Below are 25,308 nucleotides of genomic sequence, written 5' to 3'. Positions count from 1 at the left end.
CTAGTCTAGCCCAACGCGGTCAGTTTGGACATGAGCCAGTCGCCATCGCCTCTGGTCAGGGTCACGACCAGGCTGTTGCGGCTCAGCTGCTGCTTCTTGGTCTTGCCCACCTCGGTGGTCTGGTTGAGAAACAGCAGGACCTTGGCCTTGTGCTCGGTGGCACTGATGATGGCCGACGACACCACAACCGCCTGAAGGATGATCTGGTTGGTCTCGGTGTTGTCACGCACCTGCGTCATCGTGGCGTCGTACTCCTTCTTGAACGATGCCGTCATGCGCGCCCGGGCGACCTCCATGTCGTTGTCCAGCGACTTGTAGCTGTAGGACAACGCCCGCTGGGACAGATCGGCGGCCTCCACCAGCACCTGGGTCCGCGCGTCGTCACCGACCAGAGCTCCGTTGGGAGCCACCGCGGACGTCTGCTCGGCACGCCACCAGTTCACCCCGACGCCCACGGCGGCCAGAAGCACCAGCACTGCCAGCACGACGGTCAGGTTCCGGCGCAGGACGGCGCGCGCAGTCCTGGCCGGCGCCGGAGGCTGCTCCGAACCGACAGCGGTCTCCTCCACGGCCGACTCGAGCACGGCCGACTCGAGATCTGGATGGGCCGCCTGTGGCGAGGGGCGGGACTCTGCCGGTCCCGAAAGCCGCTGGATCTTCGATCGGGCCCTGGTGTCGGGGCCGGGCTCGGCCTGAGCCTCGACGTCGGCATGACAATACCGACAACGGACTGCGACCGACTTGATGCTCTCCCCACACAGGGGGCAGATGCGCTCGTCGCGCTTCAACCTGGCCACGGCTCAGCCCACGAACTCGAGCTGGGAGACCAGCCATTGGCCGCTCTCCTTGACCATGGAGAGCTTGATGCGCCAGAACCGATCTTCGACCTCACCCTTGGTCTCCTTGTTCCTCACTTCGCTGCCCGCCGCCACGAACACGGTCGCGGAGTCGCTGTCGACCTCACTCAGCCCGACCTCGTCCACCCGCCCCTCGGAGATGGATTCCTGGGCCGTCGCTGACTCCTTGAGCGCGGCGAGCGAAGCCTTGTACTGCTTCTTGAAGTCTCCCGTCGCGCCGGCAATCACGCGGTCGGTCAGCTTGTCCATCCGGGTGTGGTCGATCTCCAGAAAGGCCAGTGTCTCTGCCCGGGCCGCGCTCTGGATGGCAGCGAACTCATCGGCCTGCGCCTCGGCGGGCGTGGATCCCGGTGCGGCCGACGCGCCGTTGAACGCAAACAGCATCAACCACCCGCACAGACCCACCAGCACGACCGCAAGAACGGGGTGCGTGAGGTTCTCGCGATTCACTCTTCACCACCGATCAGCTGACTCCTCCAGTCGACGGGGGCCGGAGCATATTTCATGCCGCGCATGTTCACTGGAGCTCCGGACGAGCACTCGGCCGGGTAGTAGGGGACATAGCTCTCCTTCGACGTTGCTCGCCATTGGGCGGCCGGCAGGTAGCCCTGCGTGCAGGGCGGCGGATCCTGGTTCAGGTTGAGGTGGACCCGGCCGAACTTCTGGACCCCCGGCGAGAGCGCCGACGGTCCGACCGCGACGAGCCGCGGGAAGGTGACCAGGAGCTGTTCGAGTGCCGGGAGGCGTGCATCGATGAGCTTGGAAAGACTGATCATGGGGTCGAGGAACTCGGGGAGCAACGTGCGCAGATCGGTCACCAGCAGGTTCAGCTCGTCCGCGGCCGGTGCCGCGTCCTTCAGGATCTTCCGGAAGTCCGAGTCCGATGTCGCCAAGGTGTCGGTGAGATCGGCCAGATCGCGCGCGAAGGCGCGGATGTTGGCCGAGTTGTCTGCCTGGGTCTGGAGCACCGTACGGCCGTTGCGGATCAGGTCGATCGTGGGCGCCTCGTTGGCAATGGCCGCCTCGACGAACAGCTGGGTGCTGTCGATCATCGACCTCAGGGGGCTCGCGTTGTCGCCGAACATCGTGCCAAGCTCGCCCACGACGGTGTTCAGGTCATCGCCGTCGACGCTGGAGATGAACCGATTCAGGTTCTGCAGGAGGTCTTCCTCGGCAACTGGGAGGCTGTCCTTGGTGCCCCGCACGACGTCGCCGTCCTTCAGCATGGGGCCCTGCTTGGAATCGGGCTCGAACGACAGGTACTGCTCCCCCACGGCGGTGAGGTTGTCGACGCTCACGGGCGAGTCGCGGGGTACGCGGGTACCTTCCTGCAGCGCCACGTCGACGCGCAGACCGTCGTCCTCGACGACCATCTGCGACACCTTGCCGATCTTGACGCCGCGATACGTGACTTCGCTGCCCTCGAAGAGGCCACCCGAGGCGGGCAGGAGCACGTGCACGGTGTAGCCGCGACCGAGGAGACGGTCGACCACGCCGAGGTATGAGCTCCCGATGTACACGATGCCCACCGCGCTCAGGAGCGCGAAGGCCATCAGTCGGAACTTGATTCCCTTTCTCATCACGCACCGCCTCCCAGCAGGCCATCGAGCAATCGTTGCCAGACCGAGGTTCCCAGGCCGGTGCCGGTGCCTGTGTCGCCGCTCGCCGGAGCCGAGGGTGAGCTGGAGGTGGTCGACGGCTCCGAAGGGGCAGGTGTGGTCCCGCCGTCGTCGGGTGCGATGTTGGCCGCCGGATCGGTGCACAGGGGCAGCGTCGCGATGACCGAGCAGAGCTGCGTCAGCGCACCGGTCGTCGACCCGCAGATTGGTGCGAGCGGCGTCGCCCGGCACACCGTGTGGAGCTCGTCGAGCGATGTCGGAAGCAGCCCGCCCTCGCTCACCGGGTTGAGATTGATCTGCATCTTGAACACGACGTTGGCGAAGTCGCCTCGGATCGTCGTGGCGGCGTCGATCGGGAACGGATAGCTGGCTGCTGCCACGAGGCCCGGGACGAGCGAGTCACCGGAATCGGCCAGCGTGCCCAGCACCGGTTCGAGGTGCCGCAGCTGCGCGAGGAGGTCGTCCTTGGTCTCTTCGACGACCCGAGTGCCGACCACACCGAGCTTGTCGAGCTCGGACAACATCTTGACCAGCTGGGAGTGCTGCTCGCGCATCACGTCGATCGCGGGCCCCACCGCGTCGAGGGCGTCGCCGATGGTTTCCTTCTCGGCTATCAATGTCTTGCTCAATCCGTTGATCGACTCCATGGCCTTCACGATGTCGCCGCGCTGGGAGTCCAGCGCTCCGACCAGCGTGTTCAGCTGCTCGAGGACATCGCGCACCTTGCCGGTGCGTCCCTCCATGACCTCGTTGAGCTCGTGGGTGATGGTCTGGAGCTGCCCGATCCCACCGCCGCTGAGCAGGAAGGACAACGCTCCCAGGACCTCTTCAATCTCGGGATTGCGGCCCGTGCTGTCCATCGGGATCAAGTCGTTGGGACCGAGGCGTCCCGTGCTGACCGGCTCGGCCCCCGAGGCCGTCGGCTTCGTGGGCGGGAGCAGCGCGACGAACTTCTCGCCGAGCAGGCTCGTCTGGCGAATCTCGGCCACCGCATTGTCGGGGAGGACGACGTCATTGCGGATGCGAATCGTCAACCGGGCGTGCCAGCCGACCCGGCTCACGGACTCGACCTGACCCACCGGCACATCGGCGACCATCACGGCAGTTCGCGGGACGACACTCAGCACGTCGGCGAAGTCGACCTTCACGACGAAGCTGTCGTCGTCGGCCACGTTGTTGCCCGGGAGGGGCAGGTCGTAGATGCCGTTGAACGTGCAGCCGCTCAGCAGGAGCACCAGGCCGACTGCGATCGCCACGTGCCGCCTCAGGGTCCTCACAGCAGATCACCGCCGAGCAGCGAGAGCAGCGTCGGAGGTCCGTCCGTCACGCCGGACAGCAGCGAGTCCGGCGTGACCGCCGGCGCCGACGTGTCCGGAGATGTTCCGGGGTCCGACGGAACGGACGGAGCCTGCATGCCGGAGGTGTTGGGAAGCAACGGCTGCAGGAGGTTCGTGAGGACATCACAGACCTCTTCGGGAACGCCGTCGTTGGTCAGCGTCTGGCACACGAACTGGTCCGGACGGAACTGGAGGCCAGGGGCGACCTGCACGCGGGAGCCGTAGGTGCCGGTGGAGGGATCGAAGGCCAGTGCGAGGTTGCCCATCGCCAGGGCGCCCTTCTGGACCACCAAACCGAGCGCATCCTTCTGGTTGTCGACCCGGTCGAGCAGGCTGGTCAACAGCTCGAGGTCGGTGCTGAGGGTCTTGCGGTTGTCATGGACGAACCCCTCGACGGTTCCGAGCACCTGGGCAAGCGCCTTGAGGACATCGGCCAGCTCGTCACGCTCGCCGGCCAGCTGTCCGGACACACCGGTGAGATCCTTGAGGAAGCTTTGGACGATCGTGTCGTTCTTGGCGAGCGTGTCGGTGATCTCGGCGAGCGAGCGCACGTTGTCGAACAGCGGTCCACGATTGCTCGCGAACACCTCTGCCGCGGCCGACATGTTGCGGATGGCCTTGGACCCGACTGCGCCATTGCCGTCGAGGGCCTTGGCACTCGCCGAGAGCAGGTTGTTGAGCGCTCCACTGGTCGAGCCCGACTTGGGCCCCAGAGTCACCGCGAGATCGTCCAATGCCTTGTACATCCGGTCGAGCTCGATCGGGGTCTGCGTGCGATCCAGGGGGATGTCACCGCGATCCGACATGGCCTTCCCACCGTCGTACGCCGGGAAGACCTGCACGTAGCGGTCGGCGACCAGGGTCGGCGTCACGACAGCAGCCTTGGCATCGGCCGGCAGCGTGTACTCGCGGTCATAGGTCATCTCGACGCGGACGCTGTTGCCGTCCGGGACGACGGCCGTCACGACACCGACCCGCACACCCATGACCCGAAGATCAGTGCCCGGGTAGACAGCGATCGCGCGGTCGAAGTGCGCCGTGACGGTGCGCGGTCCGTCTCCGGGAAGGATCAGGTAGGCGAGCATCAGCACGGCGCCGACACCGGCAACGATCGCCATCTTGGGCGTCGATCTCCAGTCCCTCATGAGCCACCGCCGGTTGGTGTGGGTTGGAACTCACCGGTGAAGATGCCGGTGATGTTGGGGACGTAGGCATCGAACCACGGGCCGCTGCCGACGACGTTCCCCAGGATGTTCACGTACGGACCGTAGTTGTGGATCAGGGTCTCGATCTGGTCTTCTCTCGCGTGAAGGAACGTCAGGACGTCCTTCATCTTGTCCAGCGTGGGACGCAGCTGCTTCTCGTTGTCCTTGACCAGGCCCTTCAGCTGCACGGCCAGATCGTTCGCGTTGACCAGCAGGTCGTGGATCGCCTGTTTGCGCTGCTGCAGCTCCTGAAAGACCAGATCGGCCTGCTTCATCAGCACGACGAGGTCGCCCTTGCGCTCGTCGAGCAGGCTCGTGACGTTGCGGGAACGCGCCAGCAGCTCCTCGATCTCGCCGTCCCGCTTGGCAATCGTCTTGGAGAGCCGGGACATGCCCGTGAAGCTCGACTTGACCTCGGGTGCGGCTGAATCCATGACCTCGGCGAGCGAGTTCAACGCCGTCGTCAGGTTCTCCTTGTCGATGTCCTCGGTCTGGGTCGTGAGCTGACCAAGCGTGCCGACGATGTCGAACGTGACATCGGTGCGTTCCAGCGGGATCGTGGCACCACCGCTCAACGAGCCGCTGCCTGCCGGCGTGAGGTTCAAGAACTTGTCACCCAGCAGGCTCTTGACCTCGACGCTGGCCCTGGTCGAGGCGCCCAGCGTGGCGCCCTTGACGTCGAAGTCGACGACCACGCGCTGTGGGCCGATGCTGAGCTTGTTGACGCGACCGACGCGGATGCCGGCAACCTGGACGTCCGACCCCGTACGCAGTCCACTCGCGTCCGCGAGCTCCGCGTGGAACGTGGTGCCGCGAAATCCCGGGAGCTTCTGCAGGCTGAAGGAGGCGACCATCACCAGCAGCAGCACCGCGATGCTGACGATGCCGATCTTGGAGTGCGTGGAATCACTGCGCTGTGTCATGACTGGCACCTCTTCGCCTTGCTGTACAGCGAGAAGTCGGCCAGTGCCTGCTGCGCACTTTCGGGCAACGAGTTCATCACGACACTCGGAAGGATCACGCCGCCGTGGAACTCGCAGAGGTAGTAGTTGTACCAGGATCCGTACACGCCGATCCGAGTCTGCTTCGAGAGCATGTCCGGCAGGAGGTCGAGGGTGCGGTCCAGGTAGGCCTTGTTGTCCGGCTCGGCCAGCACCGTGAAGAGGCGACGCAGCTCGGCGACGTCGGCCTTGAGTAGTGGCCGGCCGCTGGTCAGCAGATCGGCCACCGACTGGGTCAGGTCCGAGATGTTGGTCAGGGACGAGCCGATCACCTTGCGGTCCTTGGCCAGGTCGCCGAACCACTCCCGCATGCTGACGATGAGGGTGTCCAGCTCCTGGTGGTGATCATCGACCGTGCCCATCAGCGTGCTCAGGTTGGTGATGACCTCGCCGACCAGCTGATCGCGATCGGCCAGCGTGTTCGTCAACGAAGCGGTGCTCGCGAGCAGCTCCTGGACCGTGCCGCCCTCACCCTGCAGCACGCGAACCAGGTTGAGCGAGAGCTTGTTGACGTCTTCGGGCTGCAGAGCCGCGAACAGCGGCTGGAAGCCCTGGAACAGATCGGTCAGGTTGAGCGAGGGGGTCGTGCGCGACATCGGCATCGTGGAACCTGGTGCCAGTCGTGGTGCGCCGCTGTCGCCCTCGGACAGCGACATGTATCGGGAGCCGATCAGGTTGAGGAACCGGATGTTCGCCTCCGACTCCTTCGTCAGCGGGACGTCGTCCTTGACCTTGAAGGTCACCAGGGCGTTCTTGCGCTGATAGATCTTGACGTCCTTGACCTTGCCGACCACGACACCCGCGATGCGCACATCGTCGCCGGCAGCGATCTCGGAGGCGCTCGAGAAGATCGCCTTGTACTCGGTCTGCGATCCCAGGCCGAAGCCGCCCATGATCGCGACCAACATGCCCGTCACGAGGAACGAGACGATCGTGAAGATGCCGAACCGGATGGCCACGAGGGTGAAGGCCGTGTCGCGACTGTTCACTTGATTCCCCCGTCCAGCTCGTCGCGGTTGGATCCGTCGTTCAACGGCAAGTACTTCGCCGGAATCGGATAGTCGTCCGGCAGACCCAGGCACCACGGCCCGCGGCCGACCTCGCCGTAGGACGGAGCATCGTCAGCGGTGTAGGCGGGTCGCTGCGGCGCCCCGAGCTCAACCGTCTGGTGGATCATGTTGTCCTGGAAGACGTTCTTGGTGTCGTCGATCTGTCGGTCCAGACCCGTCAACAGGCACGGCACCTCCGGCGAGTAAGTGTCCAGCAGGGCCAGCAGCGGCCGCCCTGCCTTCCCCTGGAGGATGAGGTCCTTCTCGTTCTCGGCCAGGGTGACCCGGGAGATGCTGGCCAGGCCGGTGAGACTGCTGAGCGACCTCACGAGGTCGTTCTCGCGCTGGGTCACGGTGTTGGCGGTCACGGTCGCACTGCGCAGCAGCCGGACGAGATCGGGCGCGGCCAGCTTGTAGGTCTGCGACACCTCCGACAGCAACTGCAGATCGGTGCGCAGCGTGGGGACTTCTCGATTGATCTCGGTGAGGTAGCCGTCCAACGACTCCAGCGTGTCGCCGATCTGGCTTCCCTTGCCCTGCAGTGCGTGTGCAAGTGCATAGAGCGTGGCATTCAGATCGGCCGGCTTGACCGACCTCAGCAGCGGGAACAGATCGGCAAGGATGCTCTGCAGCTCGACGTTCGTCGACACCCGGTCAGCCGGGATGACCGCACCATCGGCCAGGGGGCTTGCCGACGACTTCACGGTGGGCGGCACGAGCTCCATGTAGTTCTGGCCGAACAGCGTCGTCGGCAGGATCCGCACGCCGACGTCAGCAGGGATCTTCTCGGCGGCCTCGGGACGCAACGACACCGTGATGACGGCGCGTTCGCCGTCGCTGTCGATCTCCTTCACGTGACCGACCAGCGCGCCGTACAGCCGCACGTCACCGAAGCGGGCGAGCTGCAGGCCGGCGCGATCCGCCACGACCGTGACGTCGGTGCTCGCGACGAACTTCTTGTCGTAGATCGCGATCGACAACGTGATCAGGAGCCCGATCGACGCGAGCAGGGCAATTCCGGCCATCTGGAGCCGGTGGTGCTCGCGTGGGGAGTCGTGAAAGAGATTGACCAACATCGCCCTACCCCGTTATTCGGACGGTAGTGGTGGATCCCCAGATCGCGAAGGTCAGGAAGAAGTTGGCGACGACCACCGTGACGATCGACGTCCGGATCGCACGGCCGACCGCCACGCCGACGCCGGCCGGGCCGCCCGACGCGGTGAAGCCGTAGTAGCAGTGGATCAGGATGATCAGGATGGCCAGAACCAGCAGCTTGCCGAATGACCACAGGACATCGATGGGTGGCAGGAATTGTCGGAAGTAGTGGTCGTAGGTGCCCACGGACTCCCCGTAGATCATGGTGGTGATCAGCCGGGGCGACAGGTAGGAGGCCAGGAGCGCCACGGCGTACAGCGGGATCACCGCGATGAATCCGGCGATCATCCGCGTCGTGACCAGGAACGGCAGCGACGGGATGCCCATGACCTCGAGCGCGTCGATCTCCTCGGAGATGCGCATCGAGCCGAGCCGGGCGGTGTACCCGCAACCGACCGTGGCAGCCAGCGCGATCGCCGACACCAGCGGTGCCACTTCGCGGGTGTTGAAGTAGGCCGAGATGAAGGCGGTGAACTTGGCCACGCCGATCTGGCTCAGCGACGCATAACCCTGCAGGCCGACCTCTGTCCCGGCGAAGAAGGCCAGGAACGCGATGACGCCGACCGTGCCGGCGATGACTGAGAGGGCACCTACACCGAAGACCACCTCGGCCAGCGTGCTGGCGATCTCGCGGCGGTAGAGGCGCAGCGCGCGCGGTGTCCAGGCCAGTGCCTTGACGTAGAACAGCAGTTGGTCGCCGAGCGTCTCCAGTGCCAGTCGCCTCGACTTGAGGAACGAGATTCCGATGTCTCCCACGGCGCTCATCAGAGGCCCGACTGTGGGACGAGTTGGAAGTACAGCGCCGTGATGATCGAGTTCAGCAGGAAGAGCATCATGAACGAGAGGATGACCGCCTCGTTGACGGCTCGTCCCACGCCGCTGGGCCCGCCACCGGCGGTCAGCCCCTTGTAGGAACCGATGATCGCCGCGAGGAATCCGAAGCAGGCCGCCTTGATCATGGACACGTAGATGTCGGGCAGCGTCGCGAGGGCCGTGAACGAGGAGAGGAACGCCCCGGCCGACCCGCCCTGCACGATGACGGTGAAGTAGTAGCCGCCGCCGACACCAGCAGCGATCACGATGCCGTTCATCAAGATCGCCACGACCAGGGTCGCGAGGGCGCGAGGCACCACCAGTCGGGCTACCGGGTTGATGCCGAGCACTTCCATCGCGTCGATCTCCTCGCGCATCTTGCGAGCACCGAGGTCCGAGCAGATGGCGGATCCGGCCGCGCCGGCGATGATCAGCGCCGAGGCGATGGGAGCCGCCTCGCGCACCGTGGCGAGCACGGCGGTCGCCCCGGCGAACGACTGGGCCCCGAGCTGACCGGTGAGGTTGCCGACCTGCAGGGCGATGACCGCACCGAAGGGAATCGAGACCAGGATCGTCGGCATCATCGTGATGCTCGCGACGAACCACGCCTGCTCGACGAACTCGCGGGTCTGGAAACGAGTTGTGAAGGTCAGCTTCACGACGTCCCATGCCATGGCCGCGACCTCGCCGGGGCCGCGGACGACCGACGCGATGCTCATACCCATGGCTCCTCCTGTGGCACTTCTACTCCTGGGGAGCGGTACCCACGACGTGGAGCACTAGGTGCTGTCGAAACCGGGCGACTCGTGGTGGTCAACGAATCGGTGTGACCAAGGTTACGTTTCGCGGCCTCGGGAGCAGGCGCGAGCGCAGCGTGTCGCCCTGCCCGCCGACCGAAGAACGAGGCCTCACCGAGCTGGATGCCCGAGGCGTATCCCCGACCGTCGACGGAGATGTTCGACGCGCAGGCCCCGGCCGCGTAGACGCCCTGCACGGCACTGCCGTCGGTGCGCAGGACCCGGCCGTCGTGGTCGACCCGCAGGCCGCCACACGTGAAGCCGGCGTAGAAGCACGAGCCGGGGCGCAGATCGTAGGCGCCGTAGGGGGGCTGGTCGAGTGGAACGACGTACTCAGCCGACTTGTGGAATGCCGGATCGTCACCTGACTGCGCCGCCGCGTTGTAGGTCTGGAGGGTTCGGGCCAGCGAACCTTCGGGGACTCCCAGCCCGGCTTCCATCTCGGCGATGGTCTCCCACCCGTCGACGAGGGGTTGCAGCCCGTACGCCGGTTCAGCCATGTGGGCCGAGTCCAGGACCAACCATGCCTGTTGGTCGTCCTGGTCCAGCACGAACGCGGTGGTCCGTGAGTGGTAGGAGTCCTCGGCGACGAATCGCTCGCCGCGGTTGTTGACGCAGATTCCGGAGACCAGCTCCTCCGGTGGATAGAACGGTCCGGTCAGGAACGCGCCGTCCATGTGATCGGCCACACCGCCGACTGACTCGCCCAGTCGGATGCCGAGGCCGTCATCGTAGGTGTTGCCCAGTGCCATGCCGCGGTCCAGAAGGGTCTCGAGCGCCGGCGCGAACGTGTGGACCATCTCGTTGTTCATGACGAAGCCGCCCGCGGCGATCACCACGGCGCTCGCACGAATTGCGCCGATCTCGTCGAAGCGCTTCCACGCAGCACCGACGACGTCGCCGCCATCGGCCACCAGGGCCGTCGCACCGGTGTCGTACCGGACCTCGACACCCAGCTCGTCCAGCACCTTCAGGGCCAGGTCGAGCACGAAGGACGCCCCGCCGAGATCACCCACGACAGGCGGCTTGTGTCCGCGCGGCGCCGGAGCGGCGATGTCCTTGAACGGCCAGACCTTCTCGTTGCCCGTGAACATGACCCCTTCGGTGCCCGGCTGCACGACAGCCTTGTGGGGGTAGTAGGAACGCTCGAACTCGAACCCCAGCGACTCAAGCCACTCGAAGTGCTCAACGCTGCCCTCGCTGTAGGCCCGAATCTTGAGCGGGTCGCAGTCGGGCGAGACCGCCTCGAGGTACTTGGCCATCTCGGCAGGAGTGTCGTCAAACCCTGCTGCCTGCTGCACGGGCGTCCCGCCACCGAGATAGAAGTGGCCGCCGGCCATCGCGCTGGTGCACGACAAACGCCCACCGCGATCGACGACCAGGACGCGAGCGCCGGCTCGAGCCGCGTCGATGGCGGCGGCGACGCCGGCCATGCCCGCGCCGATGACGAGGACGTCGACCTCGTCGGACCACGACGCAACTGTGCCGGCCACGACCGGGTCAGGAATGTTCACCGTCATCAGGAGTAGGTCACCCGAACCTTTTCGGTGGCCGCATCGCTCTGGCAGGCAAGTCGGATCCCCTCGGTCAGGTCTTCGGCGTCGAGCACGTCGTTGGCGCGCATCGTCACCTCGCCCTCCAGCAGACGGACCGCGCACGCCGAGCACTCCCCCAGCCGACACGAGAAGGGTGCCTTCACGCCCTTGCTCTCAAGGTGCTCGAGCAGTGTCGTGCCTGGCTGCCAGTCATCGAACTCGTGATCTTCGCCGTCGAGCGAGACCTGGAGGTGCGCCGGGGCGGCCGAGCCGGTGTCCTCGGCCGGGACGGCCGGAACCGCAGCCGCAGTGACGTCGAAGGGATTGCCGCCGAGCGAGACGAACTTTTCCTGGTGCCGACGTTCGCGTGGAAATCCCAGTCCCTTCAGGGCCGCGACCGTTGAAGCCATGAACGGGGCAGGACCGCAGACGAAGGCGTCCCGGTCCAGGTAGGACGAGGCGAACCCACTCAGCTGCGCCTGCGAGGGCAGACCCTGGACCGACTCGAGCCAGTGCACGACGTGCAACCGCTCAGGGTGATCGGCCGCCATGGCCGTCAGGTCCGGAGCGAAGATGACCGAGCTCTCGTCGCGGTTGGCGTAGTAGAGCACGATCTGGCCCGACCCGCGGGCCAGTGAGGTACGGATGATCGACATCATCGGGGTGATGCCGCTGCCGCCGGCGAACAGCAGCAGATCGGCGTCGAGGTCCGTCGGCGTGAAGATGCCGCTCGGCGGAAGGACACGCAACCGGTCGCCGGCGCGGAGCTCGTTGCAGATCCACCCGGACGCATAGCCGTCCGGCGTGCGCTTGACCGTGATGGTCAGGGGGCCGTCATCGATCGGCGCCGACGAGAGCGAGTAGCACCGCGCCACGAGCCCGGTCTGGTCACTGGGCACGGCGACGGTCAGGAACTGCCCCGGAACGTAGCCGAACTGACCCCGATGCTCGCCCGGGTCGAGCACGACCGATCGTGCGTCCGCGGTCTCCTCGACGACGTCCAGGACCGTGAGCTCGAAGGAAGGGTCACTCATCGGGCGAACCCACGGGAATGCGGCCATCTGTGACGGCCGACTCGATCGATGCGACGAGCCGCGGGCAGCCGGAGTGAATTTGGCGCCCACCCTCTGCACGCGACAGCCGAGCGAAGGTCGTGCACTGCGCCACGGCTTCCTGGGTCCACTGGATCGACGTGTGGTGCTGGCTGTTCTTGCGGACCATCACCTGCGCACGGCAGTCCAGGCATGACGTCTCGACCAAGCTGCTCCGCGTGTACAGGAGCTGGTCGGCGGCGGTCTCCGGGCTCGAAGGCACGATGTACGGCATCAGGCGCCGGCCGTCTCGGAGAGATGGTCCTCGGCCTCCTTGCGCGCGAGGTTCTCCGCGACCTCGGCCCGCCAGTTCTCGTTGGCCTTGCTGGTGTCGACCTCGAACTCGAACCGGTCGACCATCTCGGGCTGGATGTCCTCCCGGTCGACATAGAACTGCTCGTACCACCGGCGCAGTTGGTAGACCGGGCCGTCCTCCTCGCAGAGCAACGGGTTCTGCACGGGCGCCTTGTTCTGCCAGATGGCGACATCCTGCAGGAAGCCTTCGGAGAAGGTCTCGGCATACTTGTCGCCGATGTACTTGGACATGGCCTCGTCGACGCCCTCAGGCTTCTCCACGCACAGGCCGTACTGCAGGTTGAACGAGTTCGGGCCAGTGGGTACGTGGCAGTTGATCAGGATGACCTTGGTCCGGAAGCCGTTGTAGTCGGTGTCGAGCCAGTTGATCATGTAGGAAGGCCCGAAGTAGGTGGCCTCGGACTTGAGCACCAGGTTCTCGTCCCCGTAGCCCTGGTCCTTCATGTCGGGGCGGCCGGTCGACTCCAGGAACTGGGTGGCCTTGTCGCCCTCGAACACGTTGTTGAAGCTGGTCGGGAAGGCGAAGTGGATGTAGAAGAAGTGCGCCATGTCGACGACGTTGTCCAAGATCTCGCGGCAATGCGCGTTGTCGACCTCGATGACGTTCCACGTCCAGTCGGTGTAGCGATCTGTGCCGACGCCGTCGAGCTCCGGCGGAAGCGCGTCGTGATCTGCGGCGTTCCCTTCCGGGTCGTGCCAGATCATGAGCTGGCCGTTGCGCACCACGCTTTCGTAGCGCTGGGTGCGCGCGCGCAGAGGAACCCGCTTGGCATAGGGAATGGCCTTGCACTTGCCGTCGCCGCCCCACCGCCAGTCGTGGAACGGGCAGGCGATCTCGTCGCCCTTGACGCTGCCCTGGCTGAGATCGCCACCCATGTGGCGGCAGTAGCCGTCCAGCACGTGGAGCTCGCCCTGGGCGTCGCTCCACACCACGAGCTTGCCGCCGAACGCCTGGACGCCGTGAGGCTTGCCATCGTTGAAATCTCGCTCGAGGCCCAGACAGTGCCAACCGCGGGCAAATCGCGCCGGTGCGGATCCGGCATCCAATGCGCGGGTTTCAGTCACGATCGCCTCCCAGAGTGCCGGTCCGTGTAGACCAAAACGAGAACACGTTATAGTTTTACCACATGTATGTGGCCCTGACAGCCGACCAGCTTCGTCTTCGTGATGAGTTGCGCGGGTATTTTTCCGAACTGGTGACGCCTGAGCGTCGCGCCGCCCTCGCGGCTTCCTCCGGGGAGTTTGGCGATGTCTCGGTCTACAAGGAGGTCATTCGTCAGCTCGGCACCGATGGGTGGCTGGGCATGGGCTGGCCGAAGGAATACGGCGGACAGAATCGCTCCATGGTGGACGAGCTCATCTTCACCAACGCCGCTGTGGTCGCCGGGGTGCCCATCCCCCACCTCACGCTGAACACGGTCGGCCCCACGATCATGCGCTACGGCACGGATGCACAGCGAGAGTACTTCCTGCCTCGCATCGTCCGAGGCGAGCTGCACTTCTCGATCGGCTACTCCGAAGCCGACTCCGGCACAGATCTCGCGTCGCTCCGCACACGCGCCGAGCTCGACGAGTCCACCGGCGAATGGGTCATCAACGGCCAGAAGATGTGGACGTCCCTGATCCAGTACGCCGACTGGATCTGGATGGCGTGCCGCACCGACCCCGATCTTCCGCGGCACAAGGGTCTGTCAATGATCCTCGTCCCGGCCGACTCCGCGGGCTTCTCCTACACGCCCGTCAACACCATCGCGGGCGTCGGCACGAGCGCGACCTACTACGACAACGTCCGCGTCCCGGCGGACAACCTGATCGGCGGTCGCGGTGGAGGCTGGGCGCTGATCACCAACCAGCTCAACCGCGAGCGGGTGGCGCTCACTTCGTCAGCTCCGCTGGTCCACTCGATCGAGCTGGTCACGGACTGGGCCCGAAAGACCAAGGACGCCCAGGGTGCTCGCATCATCGACCAGCAGTGGGTGCAGATCCTGCTGGGCCGTGCGCAGGCACGTACCGAAGCGCTGACCCTGATGGGTTGGAAGCTCGCGGCGGAGATCGACACCCTCTCCCCCGCCGACGCATCAGCGGTCAAGGTCTTCGGCTCGGAACTGGCCGTCGAGGTCTACCGGTCGCTCAAGGAGATCGTCGGTCCTGCCGCGGGCATTGCCGCCGACTCGCCGGGCGCTGTGCTGGGTGGACGCCTCGAGCGCTACTTCCGCTCATCCCTGGTCATGACGTTCGGCGGCGGGACGAACGAGATCCAACGAGACATCATCGGCTACGTCGGACTCGGCCTGCCGGCCGCGAAGCGCTGAGGAGCGACCATGGACTTCACCTTTCCCCCCGAGGCCGACGAGGCCGCCGCCCTGGCCGCCACGATCCTCAAGGACCACACGTCATCGTCACGGCTTGCCGAGGTCGAGGCTGCCGGCAACCGATTCGACTCCGTCCTGTGGAAGGCCCTGGGTGACGCGGGCCTGCTCTCACTCACGACGCCTGAGTCCCACGATGGCGCGGGGCTGGGCTTCCTGGAGCTGTGTCGTGTCCTCGTCGAGGCGGGCCGCACGGTTGCCCCGGCACCGCTTGCCACCGACGGCGTCGCTCGCCTGTTCGTCGGCGAGCACGGCAGCGAAAGTCAACAGCGGTCCGCCTTCGCGGCCACCGTCCTGAGCTGCGCCATCGCCGAGGCGCACGAGCATGCGCCCTCCGTGCCCACCGTCACGGCCGCCCCGGACGGCGACGGATTCGTCCTCACCGGCACCAAGTACCTCGTTCCTGCCGCCACCGAGGCCAACGCCTTCCTTGTGACCGCGACGACGCCGAACGGTGCTGCGGTCTTCCTGGTGGACGCCGGCACGGCGGGTCTGCGGATCGGCGAGCAGCACCTCAGCGATGGCGACGTCGCCGGACTCATCGAGCTCGACGGTGTGCGAGTTGCGTCGGATCGACTCATCGGCGACAGCGATGCCGCACAACGTCTGGTCGATCTCCTCGCCGTCGCGACCTGCGCCATCCAGCTCGGGGTCACCGAGGGCGCCGTCGCCCTCACCGCGGAGTACGCCAAGACCCGCGAGCAGTTCGACCGCCCGATCGGCACGTTCCAGGCTGTGGCGCAGCGACTGGCCGATGGCTACATCGACACCCGTTTCCTGGCACTCACGGTGTGGCAGGCGGCCTGGCGGCTCGATGAGCGCCTCCCCGTCACGGAGGCCGTGGCCACGGCAAAGCTGTGGGCGTCCGACGCCGGCCATCGCGTCGCGCACACCACGGTGCACATCCACGGCGGCGTGGGCATCGATCTGGACGGCGCGGCGCACCGCTACTTCACCGCAGCCACCAGATATGACTTCGAGTACGGCGGAGCGACCGAACAGGCGCTGCGCCTCGGACGGCTGCTGGCCACCGAGCCAGCGTGACGATCCGGGACCTCCTTCTCGCCCGCGCGCAGCAGGACACTCCAGCGCTGCACACCCACGAGCGATCGTGGACCTGGCGCGAATTTGTCGCCGATGCCGCAGCAAGGGCCGTCGCGGTGTCGGCACTTCTGGACGCGGAGCGCCCTCTCCACGTCGGTCTGCTGATGGACAACACCCCCGAGATGCTGCTCGGGCTGGCGGCTGCCGGACTTGGCGGGCATGTCGCCGTCGGGGTCAACAGCACCCGCCGGGGCGACGCCCTGGTGGCGGACCTGCATCGCGCCGACGTCCAGCTCCTCCTCACCGACGCCACCCAGCGCCACCTGCTCGAGGGGCTCACGCTGGACGGGATCCAGGTCGTCGACACCGGCGACGACACCTGGCAGGACCAGCTGGCGCCGGCCCCTCCGCCGGATTCCACCCCGGCCGGCGACTCCCTGTTCATGCTGGTCTTCACCTCCGGAACCAGCGGACGTCCCAAGGCCGTGCGCATCACCCACGACAAGGTGGCCTTCCCGGGCCAGTATCTCTCCGAGCGCCTCGGCCTGACCGGCGCCGACGTGCACTACGTCGCGATGCCGCTGTTCCACTCAAACGCGTTGATGGCCGGATGGGCGCCGGCCCTGTTCAACGGCGCTGCGGTGGCTCTCCGGGAGAAGTTCTCGGCCTCGGCCTTCCTCGACGACGTGCGTAGGTTCGGCGCGACGTATGCGTCGTACGTCGGCAAGCCGCTGACCTACATCCTGGCGACACCCGAACGACCCGACGACGCCGAGAGCCCGCTACGGCTCGTGTTCGGCAACGAGGCCGGGGACCGCGACATCCGGGCCTTCGCCGACCGCTTCGGCTGCCGCGTGGTGGACGGATTCGGATCGACCGAGAACGCGGTCATCGTCAGCAAGATCGAGGGAACTCCTCCCGGAGCCCTCGGCTGGCCCGCCGACGGCGTGGCAGTGCACGACCCGGACACGGGAGCCGAGTGCCTGCGCTCCGCGCTGGATGCCGATGGTCGAGTGACCAACCTCGAGGCGTGTGTGGGCGAGCTCGTCAACACCGCCGGAGCCGGCCAGTTCGCCGGCTACTACAACGACGAAGAAGCCACGGCGGAAAGGATGCGCGGCGGTATGTACTGGTCGGGCGACCTGGCCTATCGCGACGCTGAAGGATGGGTCTACTTCGCGGGTCGTACGGCCGCCTGGCTGCGGGTCGACGGCGAGAATCTTGCCTGCGCACCGATCGAGCAGGTGCTGCTCCGGCACCCTTCGATCGATCAGGTGGCGGTCTATGCCGTGCCTGACGAGCGGTCCGGTGACCAGGTGGCCGCAGCGCTGATCCTGCGGGGCGGACTGACGGCGACCGAGCTCGAGCACTTCCTGGACCAGCAGCGCGATCTCTCGTCCAAGGCGCGGCCACGGTACGTCCGGCTCGTCGACGACCTCCCTCGGACGGCGACCCACAAGGTGCTCCACCGCGAGCTCAGCGCGGCCGGCATCGCCGATGTCGCCTGGACCCGCGAGGAGCGCGGCACTCGCTACCTGTAGCCCGGCCGAAGCCTCAGAGGCTGGCGAGCCGGGCAACCGTCTGTTCGTACTCGCGGACCAGATCGGCCATCACATCGGCGACTGATCGCACCTCGTTCATCGAGCCGACGATCTGACCCACCGGCATCGAGACCGTGTCCGGGTCGCCTGCACGGTTCAATCGACTGTGCGCATCGGCCACCAGCAGGTTCTGCAACGGCATCGGCAACGGGTCGGGTGCGTCTTCGGTGGCCCATGCGTCGGTCCACTTGGTCTTGAGAAGTCGTGCTGGCTTGCCGGTGTAGATGCGCGTACGTACGGTGTCCGAGCTCGTGGCCCGCAGGAACGCCTCGGTCATGCCGGCGTTGGCATTGAGGTTTTGGTACTCCTCGGTCGTGAGCCACACCGAGCCCGTCCAGACGCCCTGCGCACCCAGGGCCAGCGAGGCTGCAACCTGACGGCCGCGACCGATGCCACCGGCACCGAGGACGGCAACACCGGGCCCGACTGCGTCGACGATCTCGGGGGTCAGCACCATGCTGGCGATCTCGCCGGTGTGGCCGCCCGCTTCGTAGCCCTGGGCGATGATGATGTCGACGCCATTGGCCACGTGGGACATCGCGTGCTTCGCAGCACCCGCCAGGGCAGCCACCTGCACGCCGGCCGCATGTGCCTGATCGATGACGTCCTTGGGGGGTGAACCGAGCGCGTTCGCGATCAGGACCGGGCGGTGCTTGAGCGCCACGTCGACGTGCGAACGGGCGACCGAGTGCAGCCAGCCGAGCACGCCATCGCGGCCCTCCCCCTCGGGCAGCGGTGGAACGCCCAGCTGCTGCAGCGTGCGTTCGACGAAGCTGATGTGGTCGGGCGGGATCATCGACTGCAGGTCGACCGGCGTGCCCTCGGTGGGCACCGTCATCGGCATGACCACGTCGACGCCGTATGGCTTGCCGTCGGTGTTGTCATCCAGCCAGTCGAGGGTGCGGTCCAGCTCAGCGGCGTCATTGAAGCGCACCGCGCCCAGCACACCGAGTCCGCCGGCCCGGGAAACAGCGGCAGCGACATGCTCCGAGGGCGTGAACGCGAAGATCGGGTAGTCGATGCCGAACCGCTCGCAAAGCTCAGTGCGCACCGGCGCCGGCCTCACGGTGAGCGGCTTCGGCCAGCTCCTTCGCGGCCGGATAGTTGGCCTTGCCGGTGGCGCTCCGCGGGATCTCCTCGACATACGCGACCGAACGCGGCAGCTTGTAGCTCGAGAGCAGCTCACGGAGATGGTCCCGCAGGTCGGCAAGGGCGGGCGGCACATCCGTCCGGGGCTGCACCACGGCCGACACATGCTGTCCCCACCGGTCATCGGTCACGCCGACCACCAGAGCGTCGTACACACCGGGATGGCTCTTGAGCGCCATCTCGACCTCTTCGGGGTAGACCTTCTCGCCACCGGTGTTGATGCAGTTGGATCCGCGGCCGAGCAGCGTCACCTTGTTGTCGGCCTCGACCCGGACGAAGTCGCCCGGGATGGAGTAGCGCACGCCATCGACCTCGACGAACGTGGCGGCCGACTTCTCGGGGTCGCCGTAGTAGCCCACCGGCACGCTGCCGGAGCGGGCGAGTCGTCCGATCGCGCCAACGCTGGCCGGGTCGATCACCCGTAGGTGATCGTCCAGGACGACAGTCTCGGCGCCAAGTGCGACAACCGGTCCCTGACCCTGGATGTTCTCGCTGTCCTGCAGGCCGGTGCCCGAGAACCCGGTCTCGGACGAGCCCACCGAGTCGGTGAAAAAGGCGTTGGGAAAGGCCTTCATCCAGACCTCCTTGACCGGCCGGCTGAAGATCGCCGCACTGCTGGCAACGGCCACGAGTGAGCTGCCGTCGAAGCTCCCGGCGTCGTAGGCCTCGATCAGGGGTCGCGCCATGGCGTCGCCGGTCATGAAGATCAGCTGGACCTTCTCACGATCGATGATCCGCCACGTCTCGGCCGCATCGAAGGCCGGCTCGAGGATCGTGAGGTGCCCCGCGAACAGGTGCATCAGCATCGCCGCCTGCGCGCCACCGTGCATCAGCGGGCTGAGCGGGAAGGTCACCATCGGATCATTGCTCTCGGCCTGCTTGGACTGGGAGAACTCCTCCAGCCGCTCGCCGCTCATGAAGTCGATGCCGCCGCCGAGAACGCGCCAGAAGTCCTCGTGCCGCCACATCACGCCCTTGGGGAATCCCGTGGTGCCACCGGTGTAGACGATGTAGCGATCGTCCCCGCTGCGCTCCTCGAAGTCGCGCTCCGCGCTCTGGCCGGCTATCGCCTCGTCCCAGGTGACCCCGCCGAACGCCGACAGGTCGGCCAGGTTGTCCGGATCCGTGGGATCGGGGATCGCCACGACCGTGGTGAGCTTGGCGTGCTTGGGGGCCGTCCGAGCGACCAGCCCGGCATAGGTCCGCTCATGCAGGAGCGCGACCATGTCGGAGTTCTCGATGAGGTAGTTGAGCTCGCCCTCGACGTATCGGTAGTTCACGTTGATCGCGACGGCGCGGATCTTGAAGATCGCCAGCAGCGTCACGACGTGCTCGATGCTGTTCTTGGCGTAGATGCCCACGTGATCGCCGCGACCTATTCCGCGTGAGGCGAGGAAGTGTGCCAGCTGGTTGGCGGCGGCCTCCAGCTCGGCATAGGTGACCTTGCGCGGGCCGACCTGGATGATCGGTCGGTCCGGGACAACGTCAACGGCGTGCTCAAACAGATCAGCAATGTTCAGCGGCATGTGGCCAAGACTAGAACACGTTCTTGTTTTTGACTACGCTGTTGGTCATGTCATCCAACAAGGACCACTGCCTGGTCGAGCTCGAAGGCAACACACTCGTCGTCACGATGAACCGTCCCGAGGCACGCAACGCGCTCTCGGCCGAGATGATGTCGATCATGAGTGAGGCCTGGGACCGGACCAACTCCGACCCCGACGTCAAGGTCGTGATCCTCACCGGAGCCGAAGGATGCTTCTGCGCAGGCGCCGACCTGAAGTCGATGTCCTCGTCGGCCCCGTCGGACAAGTTCGAGTCCGGCCAGTTCGATCCGGCGTTCATCAAGCCACTGCTCAAGGGATTCAGACTGACCAAGCCGCTCATCGCAGCGGTCGAGGGCCCGGCCATCGCCGGCGGAACCGAGATTCTGCAGGCCACCGACATCAGGGTGGCTGGCGAGTCGGCACGGTTCGGTGTCTCCGAGCCGCGGTGGGGCCTCTACCCGCTCGGCGGCTCTGCCGTGCGTCTCCCCCGGCAGCTTCCGTACACCGTCGCCGCGGACCTCCTGCTCACGGGACGTCACATCAAGGCACCGGAGGCCAAGGAGATCGGGCTCATCGGGCACGTCGTTCCCGACGGCGAGGCCCTGGCCAAGGCACACGAGCTGGCCGGCCTGATCGCGGCGAATGGTCCACTCGCCGTCCAGGCAGTGCTCAAGACCATCCGCGACTCCGAAGGCAAGCACGAGGACGACTGCTGGAAGGACGATGCTGCCGTCGGTGTCGCCGTCTTTGCCTCTGCGGACGCCAAGGAAGGACCCCGCGCGTTCGCCGAGAAGCGCGCCCCGCAGTTCCAGGGTCGCTGAGCCTCGGCTCGGTCGGCTCTAGCCGACGCCGCGGCCTCCGGTCCAGAACTCGGCCCGGAGCGCCTTCTTGTCGGGCTTGCCCAGAGCTGTCAGGGGCAGGGAGTCGACCACGATGACCTGCTTGGGCGACTGCACCGCGCCCTTGCGCTCCTTGACCGATCCCTGGATCTCTATCGTCAGCCGGGCCAGCGACTCCTCGTCACGCGGCGCGTCCTCACGCAGCACCACGATCGCCGTGACGGCCTCGCCGAACTTCTCGTGAGGCGTGCCGATCACTCCCACCTGGGCGACGGCTGGATGCTCGCCCACGACGTCTTCGACCTCCCGCGGAAACACGTTGAAACCACCGCTGACGATCATGTCCTTGACCCGGTCGACGATGAACCAGAAGCCGTCCTCATCCTCCCGGGCGACATCGCCGGTGTGCAGCCAGCCGTCATGGAATGCCTCGGCCGTCTCGGCCGGCTTGTTCCAGTAGCCACCTGCCACCACGGGTCCGGCCACACAGATCTCACCCGGCTGCCCCGGCTCGACCGGCTGACCGTCCCCACCCAGCAGCGCGGTGCGGAGGAACGCGCTCGGCCGGCCGCAGCTGGCGAGGCGCTCGGGCGTGTGGTCGGCCTTCGCCAGGTACGAGATCACCATCGGCGCCTCGGACTGGCCGAAGTACTGGGCAAAGATCAGCCCGAACCGATCGATGGCCTCGGCCAAGCGGGTTGGGTTGATCGGAGCCGCGCCGTAGTAGACGGTCTCCAGGCTCGACAGATCGCGAGTCTTGGAGTCCGGATGGTCCATCAGCGCGTAGAGCATGCTCGGCACCAGCATCGTGGCGGTGATCTTCTGCTCCTCGATCGTGCGCAACACGGTCGCGGGATCGAAGCCGGGCAGCACCACGAGTCGCCCGCCCTTGGCCACGGTCGGTGCGAAGAATGCTGCGCCTGCATGCGACAGCGGTGTGCAGATCAGGAACGTGGGCGCCTCCGGCCATTCCCACTCGGCCAGCTGCACCTGGGTCATCGCGGCAATGCTTGCGGCCGTCCCGATGACTCCCTTGGGCTGACCGGTCGTGCCGCCTGTGTAGGTGACGCCGACGACATGATCGGGCGCGAGCTCCTTCGCGACCAGGGGCTGGGGCGCATAGGTGGCGGCCCTGGCGGCCAGATCGTCGATCGTGATCACGGTCGTCAGCGATGGAACCTTCGCCTGCAAGGCCTCGGCGCGCTCCAGGAAGGCCGGGATGTTGTCGACGATCAGAGCACTCGCCCCAGCGTCCGCCAACACGTAGGCATGGTCGTCGAGGGATCCAAGCGGGTGCAGGGCTGTGCGTCGATAGCCCTGCGTCTGGCCCGCGCCGATCAGGAACAACACCTCGGGCCGATTGGCTGCTAACAGGCCCACGGCGGATCCGGTGCCCGCACCGAGCTCCTCGAGGGCCCGTACGTAGCAACTCATCTGGTCGGCCATCTCCTGGCCCGTGATGCTCCGGTCTCCCAGCTGGAGCACCTGCGCATTGCGGTGCCGGCGAAGCGAGTGCAGCAGCATCTGTCCCGAGTGCGGACCGCGGTAGGTTTCGTCGAGTGCCTGAACCATGGTCTACCGGTCGCCTCGGCCGGGACCCTTGACGCGCGGGTCGTCCTGATAGTTGATGGCGTCGCGCCCGTCAGCCCCGGCGGAGTTGATCGTGATGCCGCCATCGACGTCCAGGATCGTGCCGCTCACGTACGACGACGCCTCCGAGGCGAGGAACAGAGCGGCGTCCGCGACGTCGGCGTGGGTGCCCCAACGGCGCATCGGCGTCGACGCGGTGATGCGCTCCTTGACGCCGGGCATCGTCGCGATGACGTTGTCCATGCCCCATGTGTCCTCGATGGGACCGGGGCTGATCCCGTTGACCCGCACCCCCGCCGGCCCCCATTCGATCGCGAGACATTTGGTCAACATGTTGACCGCGGCCTTGGCGGCACACACGTGACTCTGGAACGGCAGCGGCTTGACCGCTTCGGGCGCGGTGATCGCGATGAGCGATGCGCCCGGCTTGTGCAGGTGCTCGAAGCTCGCGCGATAAAGGTTGAACGTGCCCTGCAGATCGATGTCGATCACGGACTTGAACGCCGACGCCGTCATACCCAGAGCAGGTGCATAGAAGTTGCCCGCCTGTCCGGCGATGACGATGTCGATGCCGCCGAACCTGTCAGCGGTCTCCTGCATGGTCTCGGCCACTCGGTCGTAATCGCGGGCATCGGCCGGGAGACCGATCGCCTCGCCGCCGGCATCCTGGATCTCCTGGGCTGCCGAGGCGCATCGTTCGGCATCACGGCTCATCACGGCGACCCTGGCGCCCTGCTCCGCGTACCGCTTCGCGATGGCCAGATTGAAACCGCGGGTTCCGCCCGCGACGTAGGCGACCTTTCCCGCCAGGATGTTGGATCCGAAGACGCTCATGACGCAGCCTCGGCGGCGGTGAACGAGGCCATGGTCCGCTCCGGCTCCCAGAAGGCCTTCATCGAGGCCACCCTGCCGTCGTCGTTGACGACGTAGACCATGATCAGCTCGGTCGTGGTGTGGCTGCCGTCCGCGAACGAGGTCTTGACCCGTCCGACGTTGGCGCAGGTGTTGCTGCCCGGGTTCGCGAACGAGTCGTCGATCTCGAACTGGAACGTGTCGATCGGCGCGATCGCCAGGTTCCAGAAGGCCCGGATCCCCTCATGACCACGATGGCCCTTGCCCTCGGCGTCGAACATCGAGGGTCCGACCGGGTCCTCGAGCAGGGCGTCCTCGGCGTAGACCGTGAGCCACTCCTCCAGATCGCCCTTGGCGACCGCCGAGTAGGAGCGCTGCGAGGCGCTGCGGGCCGGATGGTCGTCGTTCGGGGCATTCCACGAGATGGCGTCCGATGTGATCATGGCGGCAATACTAGAACACGTTCCACTTTGTGGCGATGGTTCGAGCCGTGGACTTTCCCGCTCCGGCATTGCGCCCCTTGCCCGGAAAACTAGAACGTGTTTCACTTTGCCCCATGGGCACTCCCGGCACCCTGCATGCTCCCCTGCAGGTCGAATTCGACTACACGCGTTCTCTCGGTCCCACGCTCACCGGCTTCATGACCGGCCTCAAGCGTCGTCAGATCCTCGGCGGCGTGCTCTCGGACGGCACCGTGGCGGTCCCTCCGCCCGAGTACGACGCCGTCAGCTTCGACCCCATCACCGAGCTCGTGCCGGTCAGCAGTGACGGCGTGGTCCAGAGCTGGGCCTGGGTGCCGGAGCCCGTCGAGGGCCAGCCCCTGGATCGACCGTTCGCCTTCGCGCAGATCGTGCTCGACGGAGCTGACCGACCCCTGCTGCACGCGGTCTCGGTGGACAGCGCCGACCAGATCGAGACCGGCATGCGGGTGCGGGCCCGCTGGGCCGACGAGACCGTCGGCGCCATCACCGACATCCGCTGGTTCGAGCCCCTCGACGGCGCCCCCGAGGCGCCGCCCCCCGCTCCGGATGGCGAGCCGGTGACGGGCATCATCTCGCCCGTCAAGCTCGCCTACGACTTCGCGGCCTCGCCCGAGGAGTCGGCGTTCTTCCGCGGGCTGGCAGAGGGCAAGATCCTCGGCCAGCGCTGCCCCGTGTGCGAAAAGGTCTACGTGCCACCGCGCGGCGCCTGTCCCGTCGATGGCGTTCCGACGACCACCGAGGTCGAGGTGCCCGATTCAGGCATCGTCACGACCTTCTGCATCGTCAACGTGCCGTTCCTGGGTCAACGGATCACACCCCCGTACGTCTCGGCGTACATGCTGCTCGACGGTGCCGACATCGCCTTCCTGCACCTCCTGCTCGGCGTCGACCCTGCCGACGTTCGCATGGGGATGCGAGTCAAGGCGGTATGGAAGCCACGCGACGAGTGGGGCACGAGCATCGAGAACATCAGCCACTTCGAGCCGACCGGCGAGCCGGACGCCGACTACGAGAGCTTCAAGGTGCACCTGTGAGTGAGCTCAGGCAGACGCGAGCATGTC

The 25,308-nt window shown here is 66.5% G+C and carries 24 protein-coding genes; 5 read left to right on the top strand and 19 right to left on the bottom strand.

The genetic code is table 11. From position 1 onward, the window contains the following. Positions 1-5: 5 nt before the first annotated feature. The 14 genes from C6I20_RS03570 to C6I20_RS03505 all read right to left on the bottom strand — a co-directional run bounded on the left by C6I20_RS03570 (position 6) and on the right by C6I20_RS03505 (position 13,839). The gene (locus C6I20_RS03570) at positions 6-584 is read right to left on the bottom strand and encodes a hypothetical protein (protein ID WP_118394707.1); all 579 of its coding nucleotides are present in this window, start codon (positions 582-584) and stop codon (positions 6-8) included. A 216-nt stretch (positions 585-800) separates the two neighbouring features. Beyond that, complete coding sequence (locus C6I20_RS03565) at positions 801-1,307, bottom strand: hypothetical protein (RefSeq protein ID WP_118394706.1); 507 nt, start codon at positions 1,305-1,307, stop codon at positions 801-803. Beyond that, on the bottom strand, positions 1,304-2,437 hold the full coding sequence (locus C6I20_RS03560; protein ID WP_118394705.1) for an MCE family protein: 1,134 nt from the start codon (positions 2,435-2,437) through the stop codon (positions 1,304-1,306). The genes C6I20_RS03565 and C6I20_RS03560 overlap by 4 nt, the downstream gene beginning before the upstream one ends. Further along, on the bottom strand, positions 2,437-3,732 hold the full coding sequence (locus C6I20_RS03555; RefSeq protein WP_162891092.1) for an MCE family protein: 1,296 nt from the start codon (positions 3,730-3,732) through the stop codon (positions 2,437-2,439). Before C6I20_RS03555 ends, C6I20_RS03560 begins: the two co-directional genes overlap by 1 nt. A gap of 17 nt (positions 3,733-3,749) precedes the next feature. After that, positions 3,750-4,958: an MCE family protein gene (locus tag C6I20_RS03550; protein WP_118394703.1), complete on the bottom strand. Its 1,209-nt coding sequence runs from the start codon at positions 4,956-4,958 to the stop codon at positions 3,750-3,752. After that, complete coding sequence (locus C6I20_RS03545) at positions 4,955-5,941, bottom strand: MCE family protein (RefSeq protein WP_118394702.1); 987 nt, start codon at positions 5,939-5,941, stop codon at positions 4,955-4,957. Before C6I20_RS03545 ends, C6I20_RS03550 begins: the two co-directional genes overlap by 4 nt. Beyond that, complete coding sequence (locus C6I20_RS03540) at positions 5,938-7,008, bottom strand: MCE family protein (protein ID WP_118394701.1); 1,071 nt, start codon at positions 7,006-7,008, stop codon at positions 5,938-5,940. The genes C6I20_RS03545 and C6I20_RS03540 overlap by 4 nt, the downstream gene beginning before the upstream one ends. Then, entirely contained in the window at positions 7,005-8,144 is a 1,140-nt protein-coding gene (locus C6I20_RS03535; RefSeq protein WP_118394700.1) for an MCE family protein, read from the bottom strand. The genes C6I20_RS03540 and C6I20_RS03535 overlap by 4 nt, the downstream gene beginning before the upstream one ends. A gap of 4 nt (positions 8,145-8,148) precedes the next feature. Continuing rightward, entirely contained in the window at positions 8,149-8,988 is an 840-nt protein-coding gene (locus C6I20_RS03530; protein WP_118394699.1) for an ABC transporter permease, read from the bottom strand. Beyond that, a complete protein-coding gene (locus C6I20_RS03525; protein ID WP_118394698.1) occupies positions 8,988-9,761 on the bottom strand; it encodes an ABC transporter permease in 774 nt (257 codons plus the stop codon). The genes C6I20_RS03530 and C6I20_RS03525 overlap by 1 nt, the downstream gene beginning before the upstream one ends. After that, a complete protein-coding gene (locus C6I20_RS03520; protein ID WP_371682658.1) occupies positions 9,752-11,347 on the bottom strand; it encodes an FAD-binding protein in 1,596 nt (531 codons plus the stop codon). The genes C6I20_RS03525 and C6I20_RS03520 overlap by 10 nt, the downstream gene beginning before the upstream one ends. A gap of 5 nt (positions 11,348-11,352) precedes the next feature. After that, positions 11,353-12,402, bottom strand: coding sequence for a ferredoxin--NADP reductase (locus tag C6I20_RS03515; protein WP_118394696.1), 1,050 nt, complete (start codon positions 12,400-12,402; stop codon positions 11,353-11,355). Beyond that, the gene (locus C6I20_RS03510) at positions 12,395-12,694 is read right to left on the bottom strand and encodes a hypothetical protein (protein ID WP_118394695.1); all 300 of its coding nucleotides are present in this window, start codon (positions 12,692-12,694) and stop codon (positions 12,395-12,397) included. Before C6I20_RS03510 ends, C6I20_RS03515 begins: the two co-directional genes overlap by 8 nt. Next, complete coding sequence (locus tag C6I20_RS03505) at positions 12,694-13,839, bottom strand: Rieske 2Fe-2S domain-containing protein (RefSeq protein ID WP_118394694.1); 1,146 nt, start codon at positions 13,837-13,839, stop codon at positions 12,694-12,696. The genes C6I20_RS03510 and C6I20_RS03505 overlap by 1 nt, the downstream gene beginning before the upstream one ends. Before the next feature lie 62 nt (positions 13,840-13,901). Between C6I20_RS03505 and C6I20_RS03500 the strand changes: the two genes are divergently transcribed. Genes C6I20_RS03500 through C6I20_RS03490 form a run of 3 tightly spaced genes read left to right on the top strand, consistent with a single transcriptional unit; the run spans position 13,902 to position 17,728 of the window. After that, a complete protein-coding gene (locus C6I20_RS03500; protein WP_118394693.1) occupies positions 13,902-15,086 on the top strand; it encodes an acyl-CoA dehydrogenase family protein in 1,185 nt (394 codons plus the stop codon). A 9-nt stretch (positions 15,087-15,095) separates the two neighbouring features. Continuing rightward, positions 15,096-16,187 (top strand): acyl-CoA dehydrogenase family protein, encoded by a 1,092-nt coding sequence (locus C6I20_RS03495; protein ID WP_118394692.1) that lies wholly within the window; start codon positions 15,096-15,098, stop codon positions 16,185-16,187. Next, positions 16,184-17,728: an AMP-binding protein gene (locus tag C6I20_RS03490; protein WP_118394691.1), complete on the top strand. Its 1,545-nt coding sequence runs from the start codon at positions 16,184-16,186 to the stop codon at positions 17,726-17,728. Before C6I20_RS03495 ends, C6I20_RS03490 begins: the two co-directional genes overlap by 4 nt. A gap of 13 nt (positions 17,729-17,741) precedes the next feature. On the opposite strand, the gene C6I20_RS03485 is transcribed toward C6I20_RS03490, so the two are convergent. Continuing rightward, a complete protein-coding gene (locus C6I20_RS03485) occupies positions 17,742-18,839 on the bottom strand; it encodes a nitronate monooxygenase family protein (protein ID WP_118398552.1) in 1,098 nt (365 codons plus the stop codon). Beyond that, a complete protein-coding gene (locus C6I20_RS03480; protein WP_118394690.1) occupies positions 18,829-20,463 on the bottom strand; it encodes an acyl-CoA synthetase in 1,635 nt (544 codons plus the stop codon). The genes C6I20_RS03485 and C6I20_RS03480 overlap by 11 nt, the downstream gene beginning before the upstream one ends. 47 nt (positions 20,464-20,510) lie before the next feature. On the opposite strand from C6I20_RS03480, the gene C6I20_RS03475 reads away from it, so the two are divergent. Next, positions 20,511-21,305 carry a crotonase/enoyl-CoA hydratase family protein gene (locus C6I20_RS03475; protein ID WP_118394689.1) on the top strand — a complete coding sequence of 265 codons (795 nt, stop codon included), beginning with the start codon at positions 20,511-20,513 and terminating at the stop codon, positions 21,303-21,305. A gap of 18 nt (positions 21,306-21,323) precedes the next feature. On the opposite strand, the gene fadD8 is transcribed toward C6I20_RS03475, so the two are convergent. The 3 genes from fadD8 to C6I20_RS03460 are packed head-to-tail and all read right to left on the bottom strand — an operon-like array spanning position 21,324 to position 24,208. After that, positions 21,324-22,895, bottom strand: a complete 1,572-nt coding sequence (gene fadD8 / locus C6I20_RS03470) for a fatty-acid--CoA ligase FadD8 (RefSeq protein ID WP_118394688.1) — start codon at positions 22,893-22,895, stop codon at positions 21,324-21,326. 3 nt (positions 22,896-22,898) lie between these two features. Continuing rightward, entirely contained in the window at positions 22,899-23,747 is an 849-nt protein-coding gene (locus C6I20_RS03465) for an SDR family oxidoreductase (RefSeq protein WP_118394687.1), read from the bottom strand. After that, complete coding sequence (locus tag C6I20_RS03460) at positions 23,744-24,208, bottom strand: nuclear transport factor 2 family protein (protein ID WP_118394686.1); 465 nt, start codon at positions 24,206-24,208, stop codon at positions 23,744-23,746. Before C6I20_RS03460 ends, C6I20_RS03465 begins: the two co-directional genes overlap by 4 nt. A gap of 113 nt (positions 24,209-24,321) precedes the next feature. Between C6I20_RS03460 and C6I20_RS03455 the strand changes: the two genes are divergently transcribed. Further along, the gene (locus C6I20_RS03455; RefSeq protein ID WP_118394685.1) at positions 24,322-25,281 is read left to right on the top strand and encodes a Zn-ribbon domain-containing OB-fold protein; all 960 of its coding nucleotides are present in this window, start codon (positions 24,322-24,324) and stop codon (positions 25,279-25,281) included. The last annotated feature ends 27 nt before the right edge of the window (positions 25,282-25,308 follow it).

Source organism: Aeromicrobium sp. A1-2 (assembly GCF_003443875.1).
Taxonomy (GTDB): Bacteria; Actinomycetota; Actinomycetes; order Propionibacteriales; family Nocardioidaceae; genus Aeromicrobium.
This window is presented reverse-complemented; position numbering and strand designations above follow the sequence as displayed.

Coding starts and splice junctions, on each gene's coding strand:
- C6I20_RS03455 (WP_118394685.1), top strand. CDS start 24,322: ATGGGCACTCCCGGCACCCTGCATGCTCCCCTGCAGGTCGAATTCGAC.
- C6I20_RS03530 (WP_118394699.1), bottom strand. CDS start 8,988: ATGAGCGCCGTGGGAGACATCGGAATCTCGTTCCTCAAGTCGAGGCGA.
- C6I20_RS03460 (WP_118394686.1), bottom strand. CDS start 24,208: ATGATCACATCGGACGCCATCTCGTGGAATGCCCCGAACGACGACCAT.
- C6I20_RS03510 (WP_118394695.1), bottom strand. CDS start 12,694: ATGCCGTACATCGTGCCTTCGAGCCCGGAGACCGCCGCCGACCAGCTC.
- C6I20_RS03495 (WP_118394692.1), top strand. CDS start 15,096: ATGGACTTCACCTTTCCCCCCGAGGCCGACGAGGCCGCCGCCCTGGCC.
- C6I20_RS03550 (WP_118394703.1), bottom strand. CDS start 4,958: ATGAGGGACTGGAGATCGACGCCCAAGATGGCGATCGTTGCCGGTGTC.
- C6I20_RS03545 (WP_118394702.1), bottom strand. CDS start 5,941: ATGACACAGCGCAGTGATTCCACGCACTCCAAGATCGGCATCGTCAGC.
- C6I20_RS03480 (WP_118394690.1), bottom strand. CDS start 20,463: ATGCCGCTGAACATTGCTGATCTGTTTGAGCACGCCGTTGACGTTGTC.
- fadD8 (WP_118394688.1), bottom strand. CDS start 22,895: ATGGTTCAGGCACTCGACGAAACCTACCGCGGTCCGCACTCGGGACAG.
- C6I20_RS03500 (WP_118394693.1), top strand. CDS start 13,902: ATGTATGTGGCCCTGACAGCCGACCAGCTTCGTCTTCGTGATGAGTTG.
- C6I20_RS03560 (WP_118394705.1), bottom strand. CDS start 2,437: ATGAGAAAGGGAATCAAGTTCCGACTGATGGCCTTCGCGCTCCTGAGC.
- C6I20_RS03515 (WP_118394696.1), bottom strand. CDS start 12,402: ATGAGTGACCCTTCCTTCGAGCTCACGGTCCTGGACGTCGTCGAGGAG.
- C6I20_RS03475 (WP_118394689.1), top strand. CDS start 20,511: ATGTCATCCAACAAGGACCACTGCCTGGTCGAGCTCGAAGGCAACACA.
- C6I20_RS03465 (WP_118394687.1), bottom strand. CDS start 23,747: ATGAGCGTCTTCGGATCCAACATCCTGGCGGGAAAGGTCGCCTACGTC.
- C6I20_RS03535 (WP_118394700.1), bottom strand. CDS start 8,144: ATGTTGGTCAATCTCTTTCACGACTCCCCACGCGAGCACCACCGGCTC.
- C6I20_RS03525 (WP_118394698.1), bottom strand. CDS start 9,761: ATGGGTATGAGCATCGCGTCGGTCGTCCGCGGCCCCGGCGAGGTCGCG.